This window comes from Paraburkholderia sp. SSBN10T, assembly GCF_056619545.1.
The window spans coordinates 313,835-335,689 of sequence record NZ_JBWQQI010000002.1 but is presented as its reverse complement, the minus strand read 5'-3'; the positions used below and the strand labels follow the sequence as shown (position 1 = coordinate 335,689).

The following is a 21,855-nucleotide window of genomic DNA, read 5'->3' as shown; positions in this document are numbered from 1 at the left end:
ACCGAATCAGCCCAACGAAGGAGTTTCGCATGGTGCGAAAGGTGCTAATGATGGAAAGCCGGAGCTATTCACGGCGCATGCCGTCCTGGCAGGCCGCGGGCACGCCGCTCGCGACCCTGCTGCTGGTGTGCGGCGCCGTCATGCTGCCGGTGCGGCACGCCCGCGCAGCGATGAATTTTTGTGCAGCGCCTGCGCTGCAAACCAGCGAGCGCACGAATGCCGATCCCGGCGTCAAGGCACTGGTCGCCAATGTGGAAGCGCATCTGAACGAGCCTGCGCACGCCGTGGCGAAGCTGCATACCGAAGGCACCTTGCCGCACGAAGGTATCTACGATCAGAGCGTCGAAGCCGAGAAGGATCTCGACCTGCTGCGCGACGCCGCGCTGGCCTGGCGCGCCACCAGCGACGATCGCTATCTGAAGCTGGTCGACCGTCTGCTGTACGCCTGGGTGACCACCTATGAGCCGAGCTTCAACCCGATCGACGAAACCCATTTCGAAGGCCTGATCCTCGCCTACGACATGACCGCGAGCGCGCTGCCGGTGAAAACGCGTAACGCGTCGATGGCGTTTCTGACGAAACTCGGCAACGGTTACATCGCGCAGATCGACGCGCAGCCGCGCCCGCTCACCGGCACGTTTCGCAACAACTGGCAGAGCCACCGGGTCAAGCTGATTGCGATGGCCGCCTTCACGCTCGACAACCGCAAGATGATCAATGGGGCGCAGCGGCTGTTTGTCGAGCACATTGGCGACAACATCGAGCCGGACGGTTCGACGATCGACTTCCAGGAACGCGATGCGCTGCATTACGTGACCTACGATCTGCAGCCGCTCGTGACGGCGGCGCTGGCGGCGCGCCGCCACAACCGCAACTGGTTGCCGGAGAAAGCCATCAACGGCGCGACGCTGGCCGCCGCGCTGAACTGGCTGACGCCGTACGCGGTGGGCACGAAGACGCATGAGGAATTTGTGCATTCGAACGTATCGTTCGATGCAAAACGTCGCGAAGCCGGCTTGCCTGGCTATTCGGGCGAGTGGGATCCGAAGAACGCGACCGAACTGTTTCACCTGGCAGCGCGGCTCGATGGCCGCTATACGCCGATCGCGCTGCGGCTGGCGCCGACGCCGCCCGCATGGCTGGCCGTGTGCCTGCCGTTGCCGGCACGTTAAACCGATACTTCTATTTGCAGGAGCAGTAATGGCAGTCAGTGTGTTCGACCTTTTCAAAATCGGCATTGGGCCGTCCAGTTCGCATACGGTCGGGCCGATGCGCGCGGCGCTGATGTTCGTCCAGGGGCTCGAGCGCGACGGACTGCTGACGCGCACGGCTTCTGTGAAGGTGGACCTGTACGGCTCGCTCGGCGCGACCGGCAAGGGCCACGGCACCGATCGCGGCGTGATGCTCGGCCTGATGGGCGACGCGCCGGATACCGTCGACCCGGACACGATCGCGCAGCGCCTAGAAGCCGTGCGCACCTCGCGCACGTTGGCGCTGCTCGGCACGCACCCGGTGCCGTTCGTGCAGAAGGACCACATTTCGTTTTATCGCCAGGCGCTCACCGAGCATCCGAACGGGCTCAAGCTGCGCGCGTTCGATGCGCAAGATGAGACGTTGCGCGAATCGACGTATCTGTCGGTCGGCGGCGGCTTCGTGGTTACGGCGGGCGCGCCGAATACCAAGGTGCTGAGCGCCGTCGATCAGTTGCCTCATCCGTTCCGCAGCGGCAATGAGCTGCTCGCGCTGTGCAAGGCCACCGGCAAGAGCATCGCGCAGTTGATGTGGGAAAACGAGCGCGTGTGGCATACCGAAGAGGAGACACGCGCGGGTCTGCTGAAGATCTGGGACGTGATGCAGTCGTGTGTGGCGCGCGGGTGCGGCATCGGCAATCCGGATGCGGACGGCAATCTGCCCGGGCCGTTCCAGGTGAAGCGGCGCGCGCCGCAGTTGTACCGTTCCTTGTCCGGCAACCCGGAACTGGCGTTGCGCGATCCGCTGTCGATGGTGGACTGGATCAATCTGTACGCGATTGCCGTCAATGAAGAGAATGCGGCGGGCGGACGGGTGGTCACGGCGCCGACCAACGGCGCGGCCGGCATCATTCCGGCGGTGCTGCATTACTACACACGCTTTATGCCGGGCTCGAACCAGCAAGGTGTGATCGATTTTCTGATGACGGCTGCGGCCATCGGCATTCTGTACAAGCTGAATGCGTCGATTTCGGGTGCGGAAGTGGGCTGCCAGGGTGAAGTGGGCGTGGCCTGCTCGATGGCAGCGGGCTCGCTCGCGGCGGTCATGGGCGGCACGCCGGAACAGGTCGAGAATGCGGCTGAAATCGGCATGGAACATAACCTTGGGCTGACCTGCGATCCGGTCGGCGGCATGGTGCAGATTCCGTGCATCGAGCGTAACGCGATGGCGTCGGTGAAGGCGGTCAATGCAGCGCGGATGGCGCTGCGTGGCGACGGTAGTCACTATGTGTCGCTCGATTCCGTCATCAAGACGATGCGCGAAACCGGCGCGGATATGAAGACCAAGTACAAGGAAACCTCGCGCGGCGGGTTGGCGGTGAATATCGTCGAATGTTGATGTCGGAGCGGGGTAGTTAAGCCGCGTGGCGTGCGGCTTTCGCTCTCTATTTGAATCGCGGCGAGTGCTCGCTTGCAGCGCCGAACCTCACTGAGTCGCGGCGAATATCTGCTTGCCGCGCCACGCCGTTACCGCGCTGCGGCATTGCCTTTCCAGTGACACCGGCTGCCGAGTCGGCGTAAGCTGTCGAAGCCCGTCGGCCCCACGTGGCCGACCAGCCGACCGACGACCCGACTGGAGGCTTCATCGCAATGCCGCTGCCGAACATGCCTGCTTCCGCCACCACCACTGGTGCGCGCCTTGTAGTCGATGCCCTGCTGACGCACGGTGTCGAACGTGTTTTCTGTGTACCCGGCGAGAGTTTCCTTGCCGTACTGGATTCGCTGCACGACGAGACCGAACGCATTCAGACCGTTGTCTGCCGGCACGAAGCCGCGGCGGCCAATATGGCCGAAGCGGTCGGCAAGCTGACCGGCCGTCCCGGCGTGGCGCTGGTCACGCGCGGCCCCGGCGCCACACATGCCTCGATCGGCGTACACACCGCGTTCCAGGATTCGACGCCGATGATCCTGCTGATCGGCCAATGCGCACGCGAGCATCTGGACCGCGAGGCTTTCCAGGAAATCGACTATCGACGCATGTTCGGCCAGATGGCGAAGTGGGTCGCGCAGATCGATGACCCGCGGCGCATTCCCGAATATCTCAGTCATGCATTCCATACGGCCACCTCCGGACGGCCTGGCCCGGTTGTGCTGTCGTTGCCGGAAGACGTGTTGAGCGATGCGTGTGCTGCGATGCCTGGCGCGCCTGCGTATCACCGGGTGGCGGCGTCGCCGTCGGCTGCGCAGATCGATCAGCTTCGCTCGTTGCTCGAACGCGCGCAGCGTCCCATGGTGATTGCCGGCGGCAGCGGCTGGACGCCTGCAGCGTGTGCCGATCTGCAGCGCTTCGTCGAAAGCTGGCAGTTGCCGGTTGGCCTCGCGTTCCGCTTTCAGGACACGCTCGACAACGAGCACCCGAACTACGCGGGCGATGTGGGCCTCGGCATCAACCCCGCGCTGGCCAAACGCATCAACGACGCTGACCTGCTGCTCGCGTTCGGACCGCGCCTGGGAGAAGCGACAACCGGCGGCTACACGCTGCTCGATATTCCGAAGACCAGGCAGACGCTGATTCATGTGCATCAAGGCGCAGAGGAGTTGGGCCGCGTGTACGCCGCGGACCTGCCGATCGTATCCGGGATGCCGGAACTCGCCGCGCTGCTGGCGACGCTAAAACCGGCGGGAACACCGGCTTGGGCAGGCAGTGCGGAAGAGGCTCACCGCGCGTATCTGGACTGGCGGGTGCCACGCCCGATTCCCGGCGACGTGCAGATGGGCGAAGTGATCCAGCAACTACGCGCGCATTTGCCCGAGGACGCGATCGTCACCAACGGCGCCGGCAACTACGCCACGTGGCTGCATCGGCACTTCTCATACCGGCATTTCCGCTCCCAACTTGCGCCGACCAGCGGCGCAATGGGCTACGGCGTGCCGGCGGCGATTGCGGCGAAGTCGCTCTATCCGCAACGCGCGGTGGTGGCGCTGGCGGGCGACGGTTGTTTCATGATGTCTGCCCAAGAACTGGCGACGGCGATGCAGTACGACCTGCATGTGCTGTTCATCGTCGTGAACAACAGTCACTTCGGCACGATCCGCATGCACCAGGAACGGCACTATCCGAACCGCGTGCATGGCACAGGCCTCACCAATCCCGATTTCGCGGCGTTCGCGCGCTCATTCGGCGCGCATGGTGAGACGGTGGAACGCACCGATGATTTCCTGCCGGCGCTCGAGCGCTCGCTGGCGGCGAAACGCGCGGCGGTGATCGAGATTCGCATGCCGCAGGAGGCGAGCACGCCTGGCGCAACCTTGGAGCAGATTCGGGAGCAGGGGCGCAGGCTGCGGGGTGAGGCGAAATAACGGGTGATAGGACGGTCCTGCTTACCTGGGCCTTCGAACGCGCTAGCGGCGCTCCGCCGCCGCTAGGCGGAAATCACAGACAAGGCGCTGAGCTCCCTCATGAGAGCCGGTTTGCGCGCTTCGACGACGTCCGCCTGGATCTGGTAGATGACGGACTTCAGCACTTCCGTTTGATTCATCGCCGTCTCCTCAGTGAGCGTTTTGATGTCTTCGGCGATGCGCGGCGTCACCTTCATCGAGAGGCGCCTGCGTGTTGCTCCACGTTGCTCCTTGAAGCGTGCCACGGCTGAACGATGCGCCTTCAGCAACCGCGCTCTGGGATATTCGCCGGAGGCAAAGCGATGCAGGTACAAGGTCATTAGAACCTTGCGAAACTCGGTGGAACTCTCGCTATCAATCGTGTAGGCGGCGAAGTCAAGCATGTCGAGATAAATGGCGGGCAGTTGCGCTTCGATGGACTTCGCTTCCTTCAGACGCGCTTCGCGAATAGCCGGCGTGGACTGGGCCGGAATAGCGACGACTTGATCGCACAGGTCGCAGACCGCAACAAGGATGTCTTTCACCTCGCCCTTACCGCCACTAAACGGCACATCGCGCCGGGCGAAGGTCGTGCTCACGATCTGCTTGCAACTGTGGCAGATCGCCTTGCTCTTCTCGCCTTCTTCATACAGTTTCGTGTTCATGGCTCCGCTCACTGATGAACGCTGATAAACAGGGTGTCTGGATCGCCGACAAAGTAAAACTTCACGTACCAGCCACCTGACGCGATCACATGAACATCGACCGCCTCAATGCTGTGATGCGGCGACGATGTGTGCTGCGTCCCGTCGCTTTTGACGATCAGGCGCTCCACGAACTGCTGCGTCACGCTTCCCATGGCAAGCAGGTTTTTGACTTCGATGTCGTGACGCGACTCATGCTGAAACCTGCCGGACCTAAGCGCCGCGATGACCGCCCGCTTCACCTCGCTATATTTAACTGGCACCGTCAAAAGCACCTCCAAATTGTACGACAGTTATCGTACGAACTGTCAACTGCAACTTGTTCGTGGACACGTCACAATTGTTGAGGAGTTTTTATCAAACGGGGAGTCGTTCGAATGGCCAATGCGGGGCACAAGTGACGGGTGCGAGGTGCGAGGTGCGAGGTGCGAGGTGCGAGGTGCGAGGTGCGAGGTGCGGCAAAGGTTATGCCCAGCGGCGGAGCGCGGAGCGCAACGCTGGAACGGAAGAGTGCTTTGTCACTAAGTAGGGTGGTGCGAGGGCCGGTCTTCGTGCGGACCATTCCGTGTTGACCTAAGTGGCGGACACCTACAGGCTTGCGGTTGTCAGCCCGCTTTCTTTGCTTACTTTCTTTGCGGCGGCAAAGAAAGTAAGTGCCGCCCCGCACAGGGGCAACGCTAATAGACCGATAAGACAGCAAGGAAAGGCCAAAACAAAAAAAGAAAAGCCCCACGGACCAGAAGACCCGCAGGGCAACAACACTAAGCCAAACATCCAACGCGATAGAAACGGCTAAACAGCCAAACCCAAAGCGCCGTCAGGCAAAAAAAACCTTACTTCCCACCCACACTCTGCAAAGTAGCCCACTTCCCATCAACAACCTTATAAAGCGTGATCCCACCATTCTTAAGATCACCCTTGGTGTCATACTCAAGATGAGTAGTAGTAACAGCCGGCATATCGGTCTTGGCGAGGAAAGGCAAATACTTAGCCGGATCGGTGGAATTAGCCTTCTTCATGGCATCGAACATAGCCATAGCGCCATCATAGGCATACGGCGAATACGTCTGCACATCCTCATTAAAGCGCTTCTTGTACTTGGCAACGTAATCAGCACCACCAGGCATCTGCTCCAACGGCAACCCCGCGAGCGAAGCAACCGTCCCATTAGCCGCATCGCCAGCGAGCGACAGGAACGTCGGCGTATGCACCATCTCGCCGCCCATCAGCGGAGCCTTGATCCCCAGCGTCTTCATCTGCTTGACCATCGGAGCAGCTTGCGAATCCGCGCCACCGTAATAGATCAGGTCCGGGTTAGCCGACTTCAGCTTCGTCAGAATCGACTTGAAGTCAACAGCCTTGTCATTGGTGAACTCACGATCAACGATAGTCGCACCCGATGCCTTAGCAGCCTTCTCAAACTGATCAGCCAAACCCTGACCATAAGCAGTACGATCATCAACAATCGCGATCTTCTTCATGCCGAGGCTCTTCACCGCGAACGTGCCGGCCACCGAACCTTGCTGCGTGTCGGACGTCATCATCCGGAAGGTCGTCTTGAAGCCTTGTTGCGTGTACTCAGGCGCCGTCGCCATGGCGATTTCGGGGATGCCCGCGTTCGCGTAAATGCGCGAAGCCGGGATCGTCGTGCCCGAGTTGAAGTGACCGAGCATGCCCTTGATGCCGTCGTCCACCAGCTTCTGCGCGACGGTCGTACCGGTGCGCGGGTCAGCCTGGTCGTCGGCTGCGTCCAGCACGAAGCGCACCGGCTTGCCGCCGATCACCGGCTTGGTGGCGTTGATTTCTTCCACGGCCAGCGTGATGCCGTTCTGGAAGTCCTTGCCGTAGTGAGCCTGTGCGCCCGTCATCGGGCCCGCAAAGCCAACCTTCACGTCTTCGACCTGCTGTGCGTGTGCCGTCCCCGCCAGCGACATTGCTGCGACGAGCGCCGCGCCTGCCAGCTGTTTCATCTTGTGTTGCATAGCTTCTCCTTGGTACCAGGTGTGAGTGGAGCGGTTTCGGGGTCGCCGTACCGCTTCCTTTTATTGAATCGACCGTTAAAGGTTCGCTCAACCGATCGTCATCAAATTCGCATTACCGCCTGCTGCCGCGGTGTTCACGCTAACCGAACGCTCCGTCAGCAGACGTTCGAGCGCATAGTCCTCTTCGCCGCTTTCCAGCGCGCGCGCCGCCACGCCCTGCACCGAAACGATCGGGCCGGCGCGCTTGGCGACTTCCTTCACCAGCGCCAGCAGCTCGTCGCTGTCGCCTTCGAACAGCACTGCGTCGAACGGCGTGTCGGCGCTCTTCTTCACGCTCGCGTACGGCTTGAGCGCGGCAGGCAGCACCGACACCAGTTGCTCGCCGGCGGCGCCTTCGAACAGCGCGCGATTGCCGGTGGCCAACGCCGCCGCGAACTGCACGCGCACACCGCTTGCCGTCGACGCCACGCACAGCACCGTGCCGCGCGCGCCGAGCGTGTAGGTGTTGCGTTCGCCGGTCGGTCCGGGCAGCACGGCCGTCGCGCCCGCGAGGCCTTGTGACAGGTAGCCGTCGCAGCGCGCCGCCAATGACGCCTGGCGCTCGCTGATCAGCCAGTCACGCAGCACCGTCAGCGCCGAGGACGGATTGTCGCTGTTTTCCGCCGCCTGCGGGGTATCGGTGACAAGCGCCTGCGCCAGCGTTTTCGGCAACCCGGCCGGACGCGTCGCCAGCAGACGCTGCAGATACAGCGCGCCGCCGGCCTTCGGACCCGTACCCGAGAGGCCTTCGCCGCCGAACGGCTGCACGCCGACCACCGCGCCCACGACGTTGCGGTTCACATAGATGTTGCCCACATGCGCGCGGCTGATCACATGCGCGATCGTTTCGTCGATGCGCGTGTGGATGCCGAGCGTCAGGCCGTAGCCGGTCGCGCGGATCTGTTCGAGCAGCTTGTCGAGCGCGCTGCGGCGATAGCGCACCACGTGCAGCACCGGGCCGAATACTTCGCGCTTCAGTTCGTCGATGCTGTCGAGCTCGATCAGCGTCGGCGGCACGAAGGTGCCGGCAGTGGCGCCTTCCGGCATCGGCAGTTGCACGACCTTGCGGCCCTTGTCGCGCATCGAGACGATATGCGCGTCGATACCGCGCTTTGCGTCCACGTCGATCACCGGACCGACGTCGATCGAGAGGCGATCCGGGTTGCCCACGGCCAGCTCGCGCATCGCGCCGGTCAGCATTTCGAGCGTGCGCTCCGCGACGTCGTCCTGCAAACAGAGAACGCGCAGTGCGGAGCAGCGTTGGCCGGCCGAGTCGAACGCGGAGTTCAACACGTCCGCCACCACCTGTTCGGCGAGCGCCGACGAATCGACGATCATCGCGTTCTGGCCGCCGGTTTCGGCGATCAGCGGAATCGGCTTGCCATCGGCATCCAGACGGCTGGACAGCGTCTTGTTGATCAGACGCGCGACTTCCGTCGAACCGGTGAACATCACCGCCCGCGTACGGGCATCGGCCACCAGCGCCGCACCGACCGTTTCGCCGTCGCCCGGCAGCAGTTGCACCGCGCCGGCCGGCACGCCGGCTTCGCGCAGAATGCGCACGGCTTGCGCCGCGATCAGCGGAGTCTGTTCGGCCGGCTTCGCCAGCACCGTATTGCCGGCAGCCAATGCAGCCGCCACCTGGCCCATGAAAATCGCCAGCGGGAAATTCCACGGGCTGATACAGACGACCGGACCGAGCGGGCGATGCGTGTCGTTCGAAAACTCGGTGCGGATCTGCGCCGAGTAGTAACGCAGGAAGTCGATCGCCTCGCGAATTTCCGCCACGGCGTTCGGCAGCGACTTGCCCGCTTCGCGCACCACCAGACCCATCAGCGTATGCATCTGCGCTTCGAGCAGGTCGGCAGCACGCGCGAGGCAATCGGCGCGAGCTTCCACCGGCGTCGCCTGCCAGATCGGCGCGGCGGCCACGGCATGCGCAAGCGCGGCGCTCACGTGCTCCGAAGTGGCTTCGACAACGGTCCCGACCAGGTCGCGATGATCGGCCGGATTGCGCACGTCGCGCGACGTGCCTACGGCGATTTCGTTGTCTTCGAGCATCGGGGCCGCGCGCCACGGATGATGCGCGCTCGCCAAGAGCGCCGACGACAGCGACGCGAGACGATGTTCGTTCGACAGATCGAGGCCCATCGAATTGAGACGCTCGGCGCCATACAGATTGCGCGGCAGCGGAATCTTGGCGTGCGGCGCACCGAGCGGCACGATCTTCGAGGCTTCTTCGACCGGGTCAGCCACCAGCTCCTTGATCGCGACGTTTTCGTCTGCGATGCGGTTCACGAACGAGGTGTTCGCGCCGTTTTCCAGCAGACGCCGCACCAGATACGCCAGCAGCGTTTCGTGCGTGCCGACCGGCGCATACACGCGGCATGGCCGGTTCAGCTTGTCGCGTCCGGTGACTTCTTCATAGAGCGGCTCGCCCATGCCGTGCAGGCACTGGAACTCATACTGGCCGGGATAGTAATTCTGGCCCGCGAGGTGATAGATCGCCGACAGCGTATGCGCGTTGTGCGTGGCGAACTGCGGATAGACCGCATCCGGCGCGCCGAGCAGCTTCTTCGCACAGGCGAGGTACGACACGTCGGTGTAGATCTTGCGCGTGTAGACCGGATAGCCTTCGAGGCCGTCCACTTGCGCCCGCTTGATTTCGCTGTCCCAGTACGCACCCTTCACGAGGCGCACCATGATGCGGTGACGGCTGCGGCGCGCCAGATCGACGATGTAGTCGATCACGAACGGGCAGCGCTTCTGATACGCCTGGACCACGAAACCAATGCCGTTCCAGCCCGCCAGCTCCGGATCGAAGCACAGCGCTTCGAGCAGGTCGAGCGAGATTTCGAGGCGGTCGGCTTCTTCGGCATCGATGTTCAAACCGATGTCATAGCGGCGCGCGAGGATCGCGAGTGAACGCACGCGCGGCAGCAGTTCGTTCATCGTGCGTTCGTACTGCGAGCGCGAATAGCGCGCGTGCAGCGCCGACAGCTTGATCGAGATGCCCGGGCCTTCGTAGATGCCGCGTCCGCCGGCCGCCTTGCCGATAGCGTGGATCGCCTGCTCGTACGACGCGTAGTAACGCTGTGCGTCGGCTTCGGTGGTGGCCGCTTCGCCGAGCATGTCGTACGAGTAGCGGAAACCACGCGCTTCGAACTTGCGGCTGTTGGCGAGCGCCTCCGAGATGTTCTCGCCCGTGACGAACTGTTCGCCCATCAGGCGCATCGCCATGTCGACGCCCTTGCGGATCAGCGGCTCGCCGCCCTTGCCGATCAGACGCGTAAGCGCCGACGACAGACCCGTTTCGCTATTGGTCGTCACCAGCTTGCCGGTGATCATCAGGCCCCACGTGGCAGCATTGACGAACAGCGACGGCGCCTGGCCAACATGCGACTTCCAGTCGCCTTTGCTGATCTTGTCGCGGATCAGCGCGTCGCGGGTGGCGCGATCGGGAATCCGCAGCAGCGCTTCGGCGAGGCACATCAGCGCGACGCCTTCCTGGCTCGACAGCGAAAACTCGTGGATCAGCCCTTCGACGCCGCCGCCGCGGCTTTTGCCGCGCAGCGTTTCGACCAGCTTGCTCGCCAGCGCCTCGACGTCGTTGGCGAGATTCGACGGCAGGCGCGCCTGACCGAGCAGGAACGGCACGCATTCCGGCTCGGGACGACGGTAAGCCGCGGTGATCGCGGCACGCAGCACCGATTGCGGTTGCACGTTCTGCGCGAAGTCGAGGAACGGGTGTGAGGCGCCGTCCTCTTCGGATTCGACGCTCGCAGCGTCGGCCAGATCGGCCGAGCCATGCACGCCGGACAGCTCGGCGGGAAACTGGCCGTGCTCGATCCGTTCGAGGTAGGCGAAGATGGCCTGCTTGATCAGCCAGTGCGGAGTGCGTTCGAGACGGGTGGCGGCATCTTTCAGCCGGGAACGCAGGAGGTCGTCGACCTTGACGCCAAGGGTGGTGCTAGCCATGTTTCCTTCTTCAGATGCCAGCCAACCCGCACCGGCCAAAGACTAAAAAGTTGGCCGAATCGTACGCCTCCCAATAAAAAGGTGCAACCATTCAACCAGCATGGTTGCACCATTGGCAAAGCCTTGTGCCACCGGGGTTTGCGGCGGGTGGCGGCGCACCGGGCCGGCGTCATCCGGCCTCAGTACTTTCCCTTAGAAATTTCTTTTTTGACAACCCTTATCGAAATGCAAACCGTGCCGTTATCCAGTTCATGGATACGTAAAAAGTGCAGGTTACGGGGCTTCAAGGGGTGATCAAGATGGAAAAATTACTGGTAGTGGCAGGAATCTGGACGATGTGCGCCATGTGCGCGGTGTTCTTCATCCGCGGAGCAACCGCCTCGGTGGCGCGGGAAGCGGTCAGCACCCGCAGTTCCTCCGACGACGCACGCGGCGACGCCGTCCGGGAATAAGCGCCCTCAGGCGGGCGGCGCGAACTGGCCGCAGGCGTCCTCCGGCGAGACGAACCGGTCGTGCAGACGACAGAGCCGGCTCGCCGCCACGCTTGCCCCAAACCCTGAACTGAACACAGCGAGGCCCGGGATGCTCTGCTCAAGCGTTTCTCGATCGTCAGCGCGATACCGGCAGCCGGCGCAACTTGGCCGCCACGCACGCAGCGCCCGCGTGGCAGCCTCGGCGGCCTCGGCCCGTTGCGGGACTGCGCTCACGATCCCTGCCCCAAGCTATTCCAATACGATGCGAACACGTGCGCGGACAGCGCGTAGCCGATGGCGATATTGACGACGACGCCGGCCGTGAACGCGAGGAACGGCTTGACGCCGGTGGCGCTCAGCAGGCGCAACCGCGTCGTCAAGCCGATGCTCAGGAAGCAGAAAATGAACGCCCAGGTGCGCAGCGCGGTAATCGGCGCGACGAACTCCGGCGTCACCACCTTGCGGTAATCCGCCAGCGAATAGTGGCTCGCGATCCACGTCACGAGCGCCGACGCAATCACGAAGCCGATCACGAATTTCGGAAAGCGCGCCCAGATCTCGCCCGCATTTGCGGTGGCTTTGACGCCGCTGTCCTCGCTCTCCCAGCGCGTCGTTGCAACCAGCGCCAGCACGAACGCCCAGATGCCGATCCAGATGTCGCGGCCCACCACCTTCATCAGGGTGAACGCCTGCAACGAGGCTTCGGGCGCGCCGGCAATCGCACCGCCGGCATGCTTCGCAAAATCCCCATAGGCCTGGGCGGCAGCGATGCCGGCCGCATCCGCGAACTCCGACGTGCCGATCCAGGCGCCGGCAACCGCCGTCGAAAGTCCGAGCGAACGCGACACGAAAGGCAGTACGAAGATCATCACGATGGCCCACAGGATCACGAGCGTGATCGCCACCGAAGCCTGCTCGCGTTTGGCGCGCACGGCGCCCGCAATCGCAATGGCCGCCGACACGCCGCACACCGCGCCACCCACGCCGAGCACCGCGGCAAAGCGGCGCTCGAGGCCGAACGCCTTGCCGGCGAAGAAGATCACGAAGAACGTCACCAGCGAAACGATGCTCGCCTGCCCGACCGCGACCGGGCCGGCCCAGACGAGCAAGGTGAACGGCAGCGTCGCGCCGAGCAGCACGATCCCCACCTTGATGTAAAACTCGACGCGCAACCCCGCTGAGAACCATTCGGGCAACCGGAACACATTCGAGATCACCAGACCGAGCGCGAGTGCAACCAGCGGCGGCTCGAGGTTGTACTTCGACGCGTTGGTCCATGCACCCAGCGTGAAAATCAGCACGGAGACGACGAACAGGATCAGGAACGCAGGCAGGAAATGCGCGAGCCGCTGCTTCAAAGCAGCAAGGCTCACCCCGAACAGCACCGCAAAGACAACGAACAGCGCCACGTAATTCGGCAGATGCTTGAGCAGGTCCTGAGCGGCGAGACCCGGGTCCGACCATTTCGCCGGCGCAACCGCGAGCCATTTGATGCTGCTGCCTGAAGCGAACAAGGCCCACGCGACGACGATCACCAGCAGGCCGATCCAGACGGCCCACCAGTCTTCGGTGGCGAACAGGCCGCCGCCGCGCCTCGTAGCGGTCTCGTGGTTGGAATCGGGTTTCGCCGGTGCTGCGCCCGCCGGCAGGCTGTGATTGGTATCGCTCATCGCAAGGCCCCGAAAGGTGAGGTGCGTCGGCGCGGGAGAAGTTGGGATTGTTGTTGAAACTGCGCCGATTCGAGCGAAATATAGTCGAGCGGCTTTCAGAATTGAAACGACCTTTCGCTCTATGAATATGACTGAAAGGGATTTGCACGCACGGCGGTTTCCGGGGCGACTCGCGCTGAAAGTTCGTTGCGCCGGCAGAGACGGAGGCGGCTCGCCTCAGATATCGAGCGGATCGACTTCGAGATTCCAGCGCAGCACGCCCTTCAGGGTCCGCAACACGGGTTGCCAGGCGCGCAGCGTCGCCTGCAAGGCGGCCCGCGACGCGCTCTCGATCAGCAGTTGGGCCCGGTGCACATGCATCACCTTGACGATGGTCAGCGGCACCGCGTCGTAGACGGTCACGCGTTCGGCCGAGGGCATCTCCGCCAGCGACGCGGCCGCTTGCTGCAAAAAGACGAGCGCGGCTTCGAGAGTGCGCCCTTCGGCCCGCAACAAGGCCTGATAGACGAACGGCGGCAGATGGGCGTCGCGGCGCTCGGTCAGCGTGGAGTTCGCGAAACCGACATAGTCGTGCCGCGCGAGCGCGTGATACAGCGCGTGGCGCGGATAGCGCGTCTGCACCAGCACCTCGCCGGGCAACCCGGCGCGGCCGGCCCGGCCGCTCACCTGCATCAACTGGGCGAACAGCCGCTCGCTCGCGCGGAAATCGTGCGAAAACAGCGCCGTGTCCGCATTGAGCACGCCCACCAGCGAGACGCGCTGAAAATCGTGGCCTTTAGCGATCATCTGTGTGCCGACTAGGATGTCGACATCCCCGGCATGCACGTCCGAGAACAGCGCCTGCGCGCTGCCTTTGCGGCGCGTGCTGTCGGCGTCGATACGCAGCACGCGCGCCCCCGGCACTGCGCTCGCCAGCGTTTCCTCGACGCGCTGCGTGCCGCGCCCGAGCGGCGCAATGTCGACGTTGCCGCACTCCGGACACGAACGCGGGATACGCGCTTCCCAGCCGCAATGGTGGCAGCGCAGCGCCCGCTCCGGCTTGTGCAGCACGACATAGGCGCTACAGCGCGGACAACCCGCCACCCAGCCGCAGGCGTCGCAGGCGAGCTGCGGCGCGTAGCCCCGGCGGTTGAGAAATACGAGGCTTTGTTCGCCCTTTTCGAGGCGCGTTTTCAAGGCCGCGATGAGCGGTCCGGACAGCCCTTCCACCGACGCCCGGCCTCGCCGCCGCTCGTCTTCGAGATCGATCAGCTTGACGGTGGGCAGCACTGCTTCGGCGACCGCGCGGCGCGACAGCGTGAGCCGCGTGTAGCGCCCCTGGTCGGCCTGCCACCAGCTTTCCAGCGACGGCGTGGCGGAGCCGAGCACCACCGGCAGTTCGAGTTGCTTGGCGCGCCAGATGGCCAGATCGCGCGCCGAGTAGCGCAAGCCCTCCTGCTGCTTGTAGGCGGGATCGTGCTCTTCGTCGACGACGATGATCGCCAGTTTCGGCAGCGACGCGAGGATCGCTAGGCGCGTGCCGAGTACGATACGCGCGCGCCCGCTGTGCGCCGCGAACCAGTTGCGCGCCCGTTCGCCCTCCGCGAGACCGCTGTGCAAGGTGACGATCGAGGTGCCGTCGAGCGCCGCGAAACGGGCGCGGAACGCGGCTTCGAATTGCGGCGTGAGATTGATTTCGGGCACGAGGACAAGCGCCTGCGCGTCGGGTCGCGCCGCGAGGATCGCGGCGAGCGCGCGCAAGTAGACCTCGGTCTTGCCGCTGCCGGTGACGCCGTGCAGTAGAAACGGCGCGAAGCCCTGGGCGTCGCGGATCGCCTCGACGGCCGCGTCCTGTTCGCCGGTGAGGGTCGGCAGCACGGGCAAGGCCGCCGCTTGCGCCGTCTGGCTCAGCGGCGACGCAACCGCGGCAGCCGCTTCGGTCACTTGCAGCGCCACCCAGCCTTGGGTTTGCCATGCATCGAGCGTGGCCGCGGCCTTCGGATGAATCACGCGGGCGTCGGCCAGCGGCAGCGCTTCGCTCTCCCGCAGCGCCTCGGCGAGGCGCCGCAAAGCGTTCGCGCGGACCGGCAACACGTCCGGCAGCGCAGCGCGCCCCGCCGGCAACAGACGGTAGCGCTCCTGCGGCGCGAGCAGGCGGCCCCAACGCGAGGCGTCGCGCAGCGCTTGCGGCAACGCAGGCAGCGCCACTTCGCCGAGTCCTCGCTGGTAGTAGTCCGCCGCGAAGGCGGCGAGCGCCAGCCATTCGGCCGATAAAGGCGGACACGCCTCGCAGATGCTGTCCACGGCTCGCAGCTTGTCTGCCGGCACGTCGCTGTGAGCGGTCACTTCGCACACGAGCCCCACCACCTGCCGCCTGCCGAACGGCACCGCCACGAGCGTGCCGGGCCGTGGCGGCTCGACGGCGTCGCAGCGATAGTCGAACAGGGTCGGCAGCGGATGATCGAGCGCGACGCGGACGAAGACGGGGCTCACGTTGGGTTCTGATTCGGAGTCGAAACCGGCAGATACGAGACGCTGACCGGGACGGTGCACCGTGAAAAGGCAGTAGGCCCGGCGAAGTTAAAGTAAAACTTCACTTCCTGCGCTAAGTTTTGGATTCGACTGAACAATTGCGCCTGGTCCGTACAACCTGTGGATAACTTTGTTAACAACTCCGCCCCGATGGCTGGAAAACCGCGCCGTTGCTGCGTTGTGTGGGCTTTCGCACACTTCTTCCGGCACCCGCAAAACCCTTGCCAGTCAAGGACTTGATCAAATGCGCACGCAACTTGCAAGCGTGATGCTGCGATGAAAGCCTCTACCGCGCCGCAGCGTGATGAATGTGTATAAGTCAAGTCTTGACAACGGCGGAAGCGCCATCCAGCGGCCCAGTTAACATAATTTGTCCCTTAGCTCGAGAGCCCAGCTCGCCGCAGTGCAACAAAACTGTCACGCGTCTGGCGCCGTGCCGCCTGCTCCAGCAGCGCGAATGGCGCGACTGTGGCGATGCACCTCGTCGACCAGTTCGGCGACGTTTTCCGGCGGCGTGAATTGCGAGATGCCGTGGCCGAGATTGAAGACGTGGCCCGGATGATTGCCGAAGCTGTCGAGCACCGCGCGCGCTTCCATACGAATCGCCGACGGCGGGGCGAACAGCACCGAAGGATCGATATTGCCCTGCAGCGCCACCCGGCCGCCGACGCGCTCGCGCGCCGCGGCGAGATTCACCGTCCAGTCGAGGCCGACCGCGTCGACGCCGCTCGCCGCGATCTCGTCGAGCCAGAGGCCGCCACCCTTCGTGAAGGTGATCACCGGGACCTTTTCGCCGTCGTGTTCGCGCTTGAGCTGACGGACGACCTGCTCGATGTAATGCAGCGAGAAACGCTGGTAAATGCCGTCGGCGAGTGCGCCGCCCCAGGTGTCGAAAATCATCACAGCCTGGGCGCCCGCTTCGATCTGCGCATTCAGGTACGCCGCCACCGACTGCGCGTTCACCTCGAGGATGCGCTGCATCAGATCCGGGCGCGCATACAGCATCGACTTCACGGTGCGGAAGTCGTCCGAACCGCCGCCCTCCACCATATAGCACGCAAGCGTCCACGGGCTGCCGGAGAAGCCGATCAGCGGCACCCGCTGGCGGCCCTGCGCGTCCGTCAGCGCCTTGCGGATTTCGCGCACGGCGTCGGTCACGTAGCCCAGCGTGGCGTCGATATCCGGCACGGCGAGACGGGCGACATCGGCTTCGGTGCGCACCGGGCGGGCAAACGTCGGTCCTTCGCCGGCGACGAACTCCAGCCCGAGGCCCATTGCGTCAGGCACCGTGAGGATGTCCGAGAACAGGATGGCCGCATCCAGCGGATAGCGCTCGAGCGGCTGCAGCGTGACTTCGGTCGCATACGCCGGGTTCTTCGCAAGACCGAGGAAACTGCCGGCGCGGCTACGCGTGGCGTTGTATTCCGGCAGGTAGCGACCCGCCTGACGCATCAGCCAGATCGGCGTGTAGTCGGTCGGCTGGCGCAGCAACGCGCGCAGGAAAGTGTCGTTGAGAAGGTTATGGGCCACGTTGCATGCGACTGAGAGCAAAGGGCCATTTTACCGGACCCTGCCCGAGCGATCGTGCATCTTCGTTGATGCAGGCGATAACAGCCCGCTGCGATGGTGCGCCTCAGCTCTTCGGCCAATGTTCAACCGGGAATTGCCGGGCTATGATCGGCAGCCTTACCAAACAATTACGCTGTTCGAGGAGAAGCGATGAAGAATGCAGGCTGGGTCCTGATCGTGGCGCTGTGCGGCGCTGCCGGTGGTGTGGATATGGCGAGCGCGCAAACCGCATCCGCGCCTGGCGCCATGGCTGGCGGTGCTGCCACCGCGGCCGCGCCGTCGCGGCTCGACGAGATTCTGGCGCGCGGCACATTGCGCGCCTGTACGACCGGCGACTACCGGCCGTACTCGTTCTACAAAGGCGACGGGCAATTCGAGGGCATCGACATCGACATGACCGAGTCGCTCGCGAAGTCGCTGGGCGTAAAGGCCGAGTATGTGAAGACCTCGTGGTCGAACCTGATGAACGACTTCATCGCGAAATGCGATATCGGCGTAGGCGGCGTCTCGCCTACCCTCGAGCGGCAAAAGCGCGCGTTCTTCACGCAGCCCTACATGGTCGACGGCAAAACGCCGATCGCGCGCTGCGACGACGTGAACAAGTATCAAACCGTCGCCGATATCGACCAGCCGGCCGTGCGTGTCATCGTCAACCCGGGCGGCACGAACGAGCGCTTTGCCAAGCAGTATTTCCCGCATGCCAACCTGACCGTGTATCCGGACAACGTCACTATCTTCAAGCAGATCCTGGCCGGCAAGGCCGATGTGATGGTGACCGACGCGTCCGAGACCTTGCTGCAGCAGAAACTCAATCCGGGGCTGTGCTCGGTCCATCCGGACAAGCCGTTCCAGTACGGCGAGAAGGCATGGCTGCTGCCGCGCGGCGATGTGGTGTTCCAGCAGTACGTGGATCAGTGGCTGCATCTCGCCCGGGCCACCGGGGAATACCAGGCCATTTCGGATAAGTGGTTGAAGTGAACGGTTAGAGTTCCGTGTTTGCCGGGCTCAGCGCCACAATCCTGTAACCCGGGTCGACATGTGAGCCGGTAGCGAATAGCCCGGCCGATGTGGTTAATTCCTAAGGCCGGGCCCGGCGATAAGCTGGGGGCACTCAAGAGTGCGCTGCAACGTCACGGGCGCGTTTTCCTTACGATCCCTCAGCTTATTGGCCCTCGATCGACCCACCCTAGTACCTATGCAGCGGCCATAAGGCAGCGCAGCCCACGCGTTCATGCAGTGAAAACCGAACCGGAAGCGGCGGATGATGCACTGCAGCTAACATCAATCGAACTCTCGCAACAATCAATCAACACATCGGTAGTTATTACGTTTTAAACGCCTTTCAATGGCAAAAAATCCCGCAAAGCCTTATCTGGCGGGCGTTACAACCTGAAACACTTTGTTACCGCGTTGCTGGAGTTATTCGCCCACAATGCCTTTCAACGGTTTCAACACGGATGTGGCTGGGTGCGTGGTGTGAGCGGATACGATGCACTTGCCGGTCGGCGTCACGCCGAAGCCCTGGAAAGGGGCATCCCTGCTGGGGCCGTGGTCGACGCGTAGTGCGTTTACCCAGTCGGTTCCTCCAATGGTCTCCTCGCGCTAACCCCGTAGCGTGTGGTTTTTAGCGGGCTCCAGGCCCGCTTTTTTTTTCTCTAGCCAAACGTTTGCGCGTTGCTCAGGTGGGCCTTGCCGGGTTGTTGCAGCCGGGCTTCGCAAACGGTGGTTATCCTCTTGTGTAGTGGATGGTGGCGTACGGCGGCTTCACGCACAGGTTGCGTGACGTCGTCGCTATGCCAAATCCTCAGGCCGTTTTGTCTTCCTTGGCCTGCAATTCCTGGATCATCCGCTCACGCATCACGAACTTCTGTACCTTGCCGGTAACCGTCATCGGCAATTCGTCGACAAAGCGGATGTATTTCGGCACCTTGTAGTGGGCGATCTGGCCACGGCAGAAATCCTGAATCTCCTCGGCGCTCGACTGCTCGCCAGCGCGCAGCACGATCCAGGCGCACACCTCCTCGCCGTATTTCGCGTCCGGCACCCCGAACACCTGGACGCTCTGGATCTTCGGATGGCGGAACAGGAACTCCTCGATTTCGCGCGGGTAGATATTCTCGCCCCCACGAATCAGCATGTCCTTGAGACGGCCGACAATGTTGCAATAGCCGTCCGCATCGAGCGTGGCAAGGTCGCCGGTGTGCATCCAACCGTCGACGATACTCTCGCGGGTCTTGGCCTCGTCGCCCCAGTAACCCTGCATCACCGAGTAGCCCTTGGTGCACAACTCTCCCGTCTCCCCCACAGCCACGATGTTGCCGAGCGCATCGACGACCTTCACTTCGAGATGCGGCTGGATACGGCCCACCGTCGAAGTGCGCTTGTCGAGCGGGTCGGTGGTCGAACTCTGGAATGACACCGGACTCGTTTCCGTCATGCCGTAGGCGATCGTGATTTCCGCAAGGTGCATCCTGGAGACGACTTTCTTCATGGTCTCGATCGGGCATGGCGAGCCGGCCATGATGCCGGTTCGCAGACGCGACAGGTCGAAGCTTGCGAAGTCACGGTGATCCAGTTCGGCGATGAACATGGTCGGTACGCCATGCAACGCCGTGCATCTTTCTTCAGCGACAGCGGCGAGCGTTGCAGCCGGATCGAACGCTTCACCGGGAAACACCATGTTGGCGCCGACCGAAACGCACGCCAGCACCGCCAACACCATGCCGAAGCAGTGATACAGCGGCACCGGAATGCAAAGCCCGTCCTGTTCGGACAGACGCATCGCCATCGCGATGTAGCGCGCATTGTTGACGACGTTGCGGTGCGTGAGCGTCGCGCCCTTCGGATTGCCGGTCGTGCCGCTGGTGAACTGGATGTTGATCGGGTCGTCGGCCGAGAGCGTGGCGGCAATTGCATTTAACTTCGCGGGATCGAGCGTCGCACGCCCTTGCTCGATGACATCGGAGAAACTCAACATGCCCGATGCGCCGCGGTCGGTCATGCGGATCACGATGCGCAGATCGGGCAAGCGGGCGGCATGCAGATCGCCGGGGGCGTGCGTTGCCAGCTCGGGCGCCAACTCCTCAAGCATCTGCAGATACATCGACGACTTGAATCGGTCGGCGGCGATGATCGCCTTGCAGCCGACCTTGTTTAACGCGTATTCGAGTTCGGCAAGCCGGTACGCAGGATTGATGTTGACCAGCACGGCGCCGATGCGCGCGGTGGCGAACTGCGTAAGCAGCCACTCGACCCGGTTCGGCGACCAGATACCGACCCGATCGCCCTTCTCGATGCCCAGCGCCAGCAGCCCCGCCGCCAGCACATCGACCTCTTGCGCGAAGACCTGCCAGGTCCAGCGGATGCCCTGCTCGCGGAACACCGCGGCCGGCCGGCCGGCGAAGCGGCGCGCGGTATCGGCCAGGAACTGTCCGAGCGTCGCGTCGCTCAGCGGAATGTCGGTTGAACCGCGTACGTACGACAGCCCATTCTTCGGTTCGATGAGTGCGCCCTCACCCGAGGCGTGCGTTGCCATGGTGTTGTCTCCGTGAGCGGATTGTCGCTCTGTTAATCGTCGCAAGGCCTGCCGCTTCGCTCCAGACACCCGCTGAGGTCACGAATGCGGGAGTGACCCGCCCAGTTCCTGGGACGTGAATTTGAAGCCGATTGTGCCACTGGGGTACGACCGCACGGCATCAAGTGTTACCCGCAGGGGCGTTCGGCACAGCACGGCAATGACTCCGCCCCCTTTCCGTATACGTCAATCTTGGCCGAAAAAAAAGCAGCCGGTAAGGCTGCTTTTTCCCTAATGCTTGCGACTCTCGCTTAGTGCTGACCGCGCAACTTGCGCAGACGCTGGATCGCAGCGAGCTGAGCCGTCGCGTACGCGAGTTCCGCCTGAGCGGTCGCGTATTCGAGGTTCGAACCCGTGTTCTGCAGCGCTTCTTCCGCACGCTTGCGCGCGTCTTCGGCCTTGGCTTCGTCGAGATCCTTGCCGCGAATAGCCGTGTCCGCGAGAACCGTCACTGCACCCGGCTGGACTTCGAGAATACCGCCGGCGACGAACACAAACTCTTCCTCGCCGTTTTCAGCTTCGATGCGCACCGCACCCGGACGAATCCGCGTGATGAGCGGCGTGTGGCCCGGCAGAATGCCGAGTTCGCCCGCTTCGCCCGGCAGCGCCACGAATTTCGCCTGACCCGAGAAGATCTGCTCTTCCGCGCTGACGACGTCTACTTTAATGGTTGCCATATCGACTCCTGTGTCGACCAGAGTTAGCGCTTTAGCGCTTACTCTGGTCCCATGCATCGCTCGACGAGTGTTGGCGCTTTAGCGCTTATGTCGACCGGAGTGAGTACCTT

General features: G+C 63.4%; 15 protein-coding genes. 5 read left to right on the top strand and 10 right to left on the bottom strand.

Features of this window, described 5'->3' with window-relative positions; translation table 11 throughout:
- Positions 1-29: 29 nt before the first annotated feature.
- From AC1ECK_RS04100 to AC1ECK_RS04090, 3 genes are all read left to right on the top strand, one after another.
- Entirely contained in the window at positions 30-1,172 is a 1,143-nt protein-coding gene (locus AC1ECK_RS04100) for an alginate lyase family protein (protein WP_480316129.1), read from the top strand.
- 28 nt (positions 1,173-1,200) lie between these two features.
- Positions 1,201-2,589 (top strand): L-serine ammonia-lyase, encoded by a 1,389-nt coding sequence (locus AC1ECK_RS04095; RefSeq protein WP_480316127.1) that lies wholly within the window; start codon positions 1,201-1,203, stop codon positions 2,587-2,589.
- Between the two features lie 251 nt (positions 2,590-2,840).
- A complete protein-coding gene (locus tag AC1ECK_RS04090; RefSeq protein ID WP_480316125.1) occupies positions 2,841-4,550 on the top strand; it encodes a thiamine pyrophosphate-binding protein in 1,710 nt (569 codons plus the stop codon).
- Positions 4,551-4,612: 62 nt separating this feature from the next.
- Here AC1ECK_RS04090 and AC1ECK_RS04085 read toward each other — a convergent pair whose 3' ends face one another.
- From AC1ECK_RS04085 to putA, 4 genes are all read right to left on the bottom strand, one after another.
- Positions 4,613-5,233 carry a hypothetical protein gene (locus tag AC1ECK_RS04085; protein ID WP_480316123.1) on the bottom strand — a complete coding sequence of 207 codons (621 nt, stop codon included), beginning with the start codon at positions 5,231-5,233 and terminating at the stop codon, positions 4,613-4,615.
- Between the two features lie 8 nt (positions 5,234-5,241).
- Positions 5,242-5,535, bottom strand: a complete 294-nt coding sequence (locus AC1ECK_RS04080) for a hypothetical protein (RefSeq protein WP_480316474.1) — start codon at positions 5,533-5,535, stop codon at positions 5,242-5,244.
- A 570-nt stretch (positions 5,536-6,105) separates the two neighbouring features.
- Positions 6,106-7,254: a branched-chain amino acid ABC transporter substrate-binding protein gene (locus tag AC1ECK_RS04075; RefSeq protein WP_480316121.1), complete on the bottom strand. Its 1,149-nt coding sequence runs from the start codon at positions 7,252-7,254 to the stop codon at positions 6,106-6,108.
- An 87-nt stretch (positions 7,255-7,341) separates the two neighbouring features.
- A complete protein-coding gene (gene putA, locus AC1ECK_RS04070) occupies positions 7,342-11,271 on the bottom strand; it encodes a trifunctional transcriptional regulator/proline dehydrogenase/L-glutamate gamma-semialdehyde dehydrogenase (RefSeq protein WP_480316119.1) in 3,930 nt (1,309 codons plus the stop codon).
- 299 nt (positions 11,272-11,570) lie between these two features.
- Here putA and AC1ECK_RS04065 point away from each other — a divergent pair, with 299 nt between their 5' ends.
- Positions 11,571-11,723 (top strand): hypothetical protein, encoded by a 153-nt coding sequence (locus AC1ECK_RS04065; protein ID WP_480316117.1) that lies wholly within the window; start codon positions 11,571-11,573, stop codon positions 11,721-11,723.
- Positions 11,724-11,729: 6 nt separating this feature from the next.
- Here AC1ECK_RS04065 and AC1ECK_RS04060 read toward each other — a convergent pair whose 3' ends face one another.
- The 4 genes from AC1ECK_RS04060 to hemE all read right to left on the bottom strand — a co-directional run bounded on the left by AC1ECK_RS04060 (position 11,730) and on the right by hemE (position 17,455).
- Complete coding sequence (locus tag AC1ECK_RS04060; RefSeq protein WP_480316115.1) at positions 11,730-11,978, bottom strand: hypothetical protein; 249 nt, start codon at positions 11,976-11,978, stop codon at positions 11,730-11,732.
- On the bottom strand, positions 11,975-13,414 hold the full coding sequence (locus AC1ECK_RS04055) for a YeiH family protein (RefSeq protein WP_480316113.1): 1,440 nt from the start codon (positions 13,412-13,414) through the stop codon (positions 11,975-11,977). Before AC1ECK_RS04055 ends, AC1ECK_RS04060 begins: the two co-directional genes overlap by 4 nt.
- Positions 13,415-13,630: 216 nt before the next feature.
- The gene (locus tag AC1ECK_RS04050) at positions 13,631-15,886 is read right to left on the bottom strand and encodes a primosomal protein N' (protein WP_480316111.1); all 2,256 of its coding nucleotides are present in this window, start codon (positions 15,884-15,886) and stop codon (positions 13,631-13,633) included.
- Positions 15,887-16,342: 456 nt separating this feature from the next.
- Positions 16,343-17,455: a uroporphyrinogen decarboxylase gene (gene hemE / locus AC1ECK_RS04045; RefSeq protein WP_480316109.1), complete on the bottom strand. Its 1,113-nt coding sequence runs from the start codon at positions 17,453-17,455 to the stop codon at positions 16,343-16,345.
- Positions 17,456-17,704: 249 nt separating this feature from the next.
- Here hemE and AC1ECK_RS04040 point away from each other — a divergent pair, with 249 nt between their 5' ends.
- Positions 17,705-18,472, top strand: a complete 768-nt coding sequence (locus AC1ECK_RS04040) for a transporter substrate-binding domain-containing protein (RefSeq protein ID WP_480316472.1) — start codon at positions 17,705-17,707, stop codon at positions 18,470-18,472.
- 826 nt (positions 18,473-19,298) lie between these two features.
- Here the strand turns inward: AC1ECK_RS04040 and AC1ECK_RS04035 are convergent.
- On the bottom strand, positions 19,299-21,029 hold the full coding sequence (locus tag AC1ECK_RS04035) for an AMP-binding protein (protein WP_480316107.1): 1,731 nt from the start codon (positions 21,027-21,029) through the stop codon (positions 19,299-19,301).
- Positions 21,030-21,319: 290 nt separating this feature from the next.
- Entirely contained in the window at positions 21,320-21,745 is a 426-nt protein-coding gene (locus AC1ECK_RS04030; protein WP_011490288.1) for a F0F1 ATP synthase subunit epsilon, read from the bottom strand.
- Positions 21,746-21,855: the final 110 nt, after the last annotated feature.

What these genes read in the sequence shown, in the direction of transcription:
- AC1ECK_RS04040 (WP_480316472.1), top strand. Translation starts at nt 17,705, where the DNA reads ATGGCGAGCGCGCAAACCGCATCCGCGCCTGGCGCCATGGCTGGCGGT.
- AC1ECK_RS04095 (WP_480316127.1), top strand. Translation starts at nt 1,201, where the DNA reads ATGGCAGTCAGTGTGTTCGACCTTTTCAAAATCGGCATTGGGCCGTCC.
- AC1ECK_RS04100 (WP_480316129.1), top strand. Translation starts at nt 30, where the DNA reads ATGGTGCGAAAGGTGCTAATGATGGAAAGCCGGAGCTATTCACGGCGC.
- AC1ECK_RS04030 (WP_011490288.1), bottom strand. Translation starts at nt 21,745, where the DNA reads ATGGCAACCATTAAAGTAGACGTCGTCAGCGCGGAAGAGCAGATCTTC.
- AC1ECK_RS04075 (WP_480316121.1), bottom strand. Translation starts at nt 7,254, where the DNA reads ATGCAACACAAGATGAAACAGCTGGCAGGCGCGGCGCTCGTCGCAGCA.
- AC1ECK_RS04055 (WP_480316113.1), bottom strand. Translation starts at nt 13,414, where the DNA reads ATGAGCGATACCAATCACAGCCTGCCGGCGGGCGCAGCACCGGCGAAA.
- AC1ECK_RS04085 (WP_480316123.1), bottom strand. Translation starts at nt 5,233, where the DNA reads ATGAACACGAAACTGTATGAAGAAGGCGAGAAGAGCAAGGCGATCTGC.
- AC1ECK_RS04035 (WP_480316107.1), bottom strand. Translation starts at nt 21,029, where the DNA reads ATGGCAACGCACGCCTCGGGTGAGGGCGCACTCATCGAACCGAAGAAT.
- putA (WP_480316119.1), bottom strand. Translation starts at nt 11,271, where the DNA reads ATGGCTAGCACCACCCTTGGCGTCAAGGTCGACGACCTCCTGCGTTCC.
- AC1ECK_RS04065 (WP_480316117.1), top strand. Translation starts at nt 11,571, where the DNA reads ATGGAAAAATTACTGGTAGTGGCAGGAATCTGGACGATGTGCGCCATG.
- AC1ECK_RS04090 (WP_480316125.1), top strand. Translation starts at nt 2,841, where the DNA reads ATGCCGCTGCCGAACATGCCTGCTTCCGCCACCACCACTGGTGCGCGC.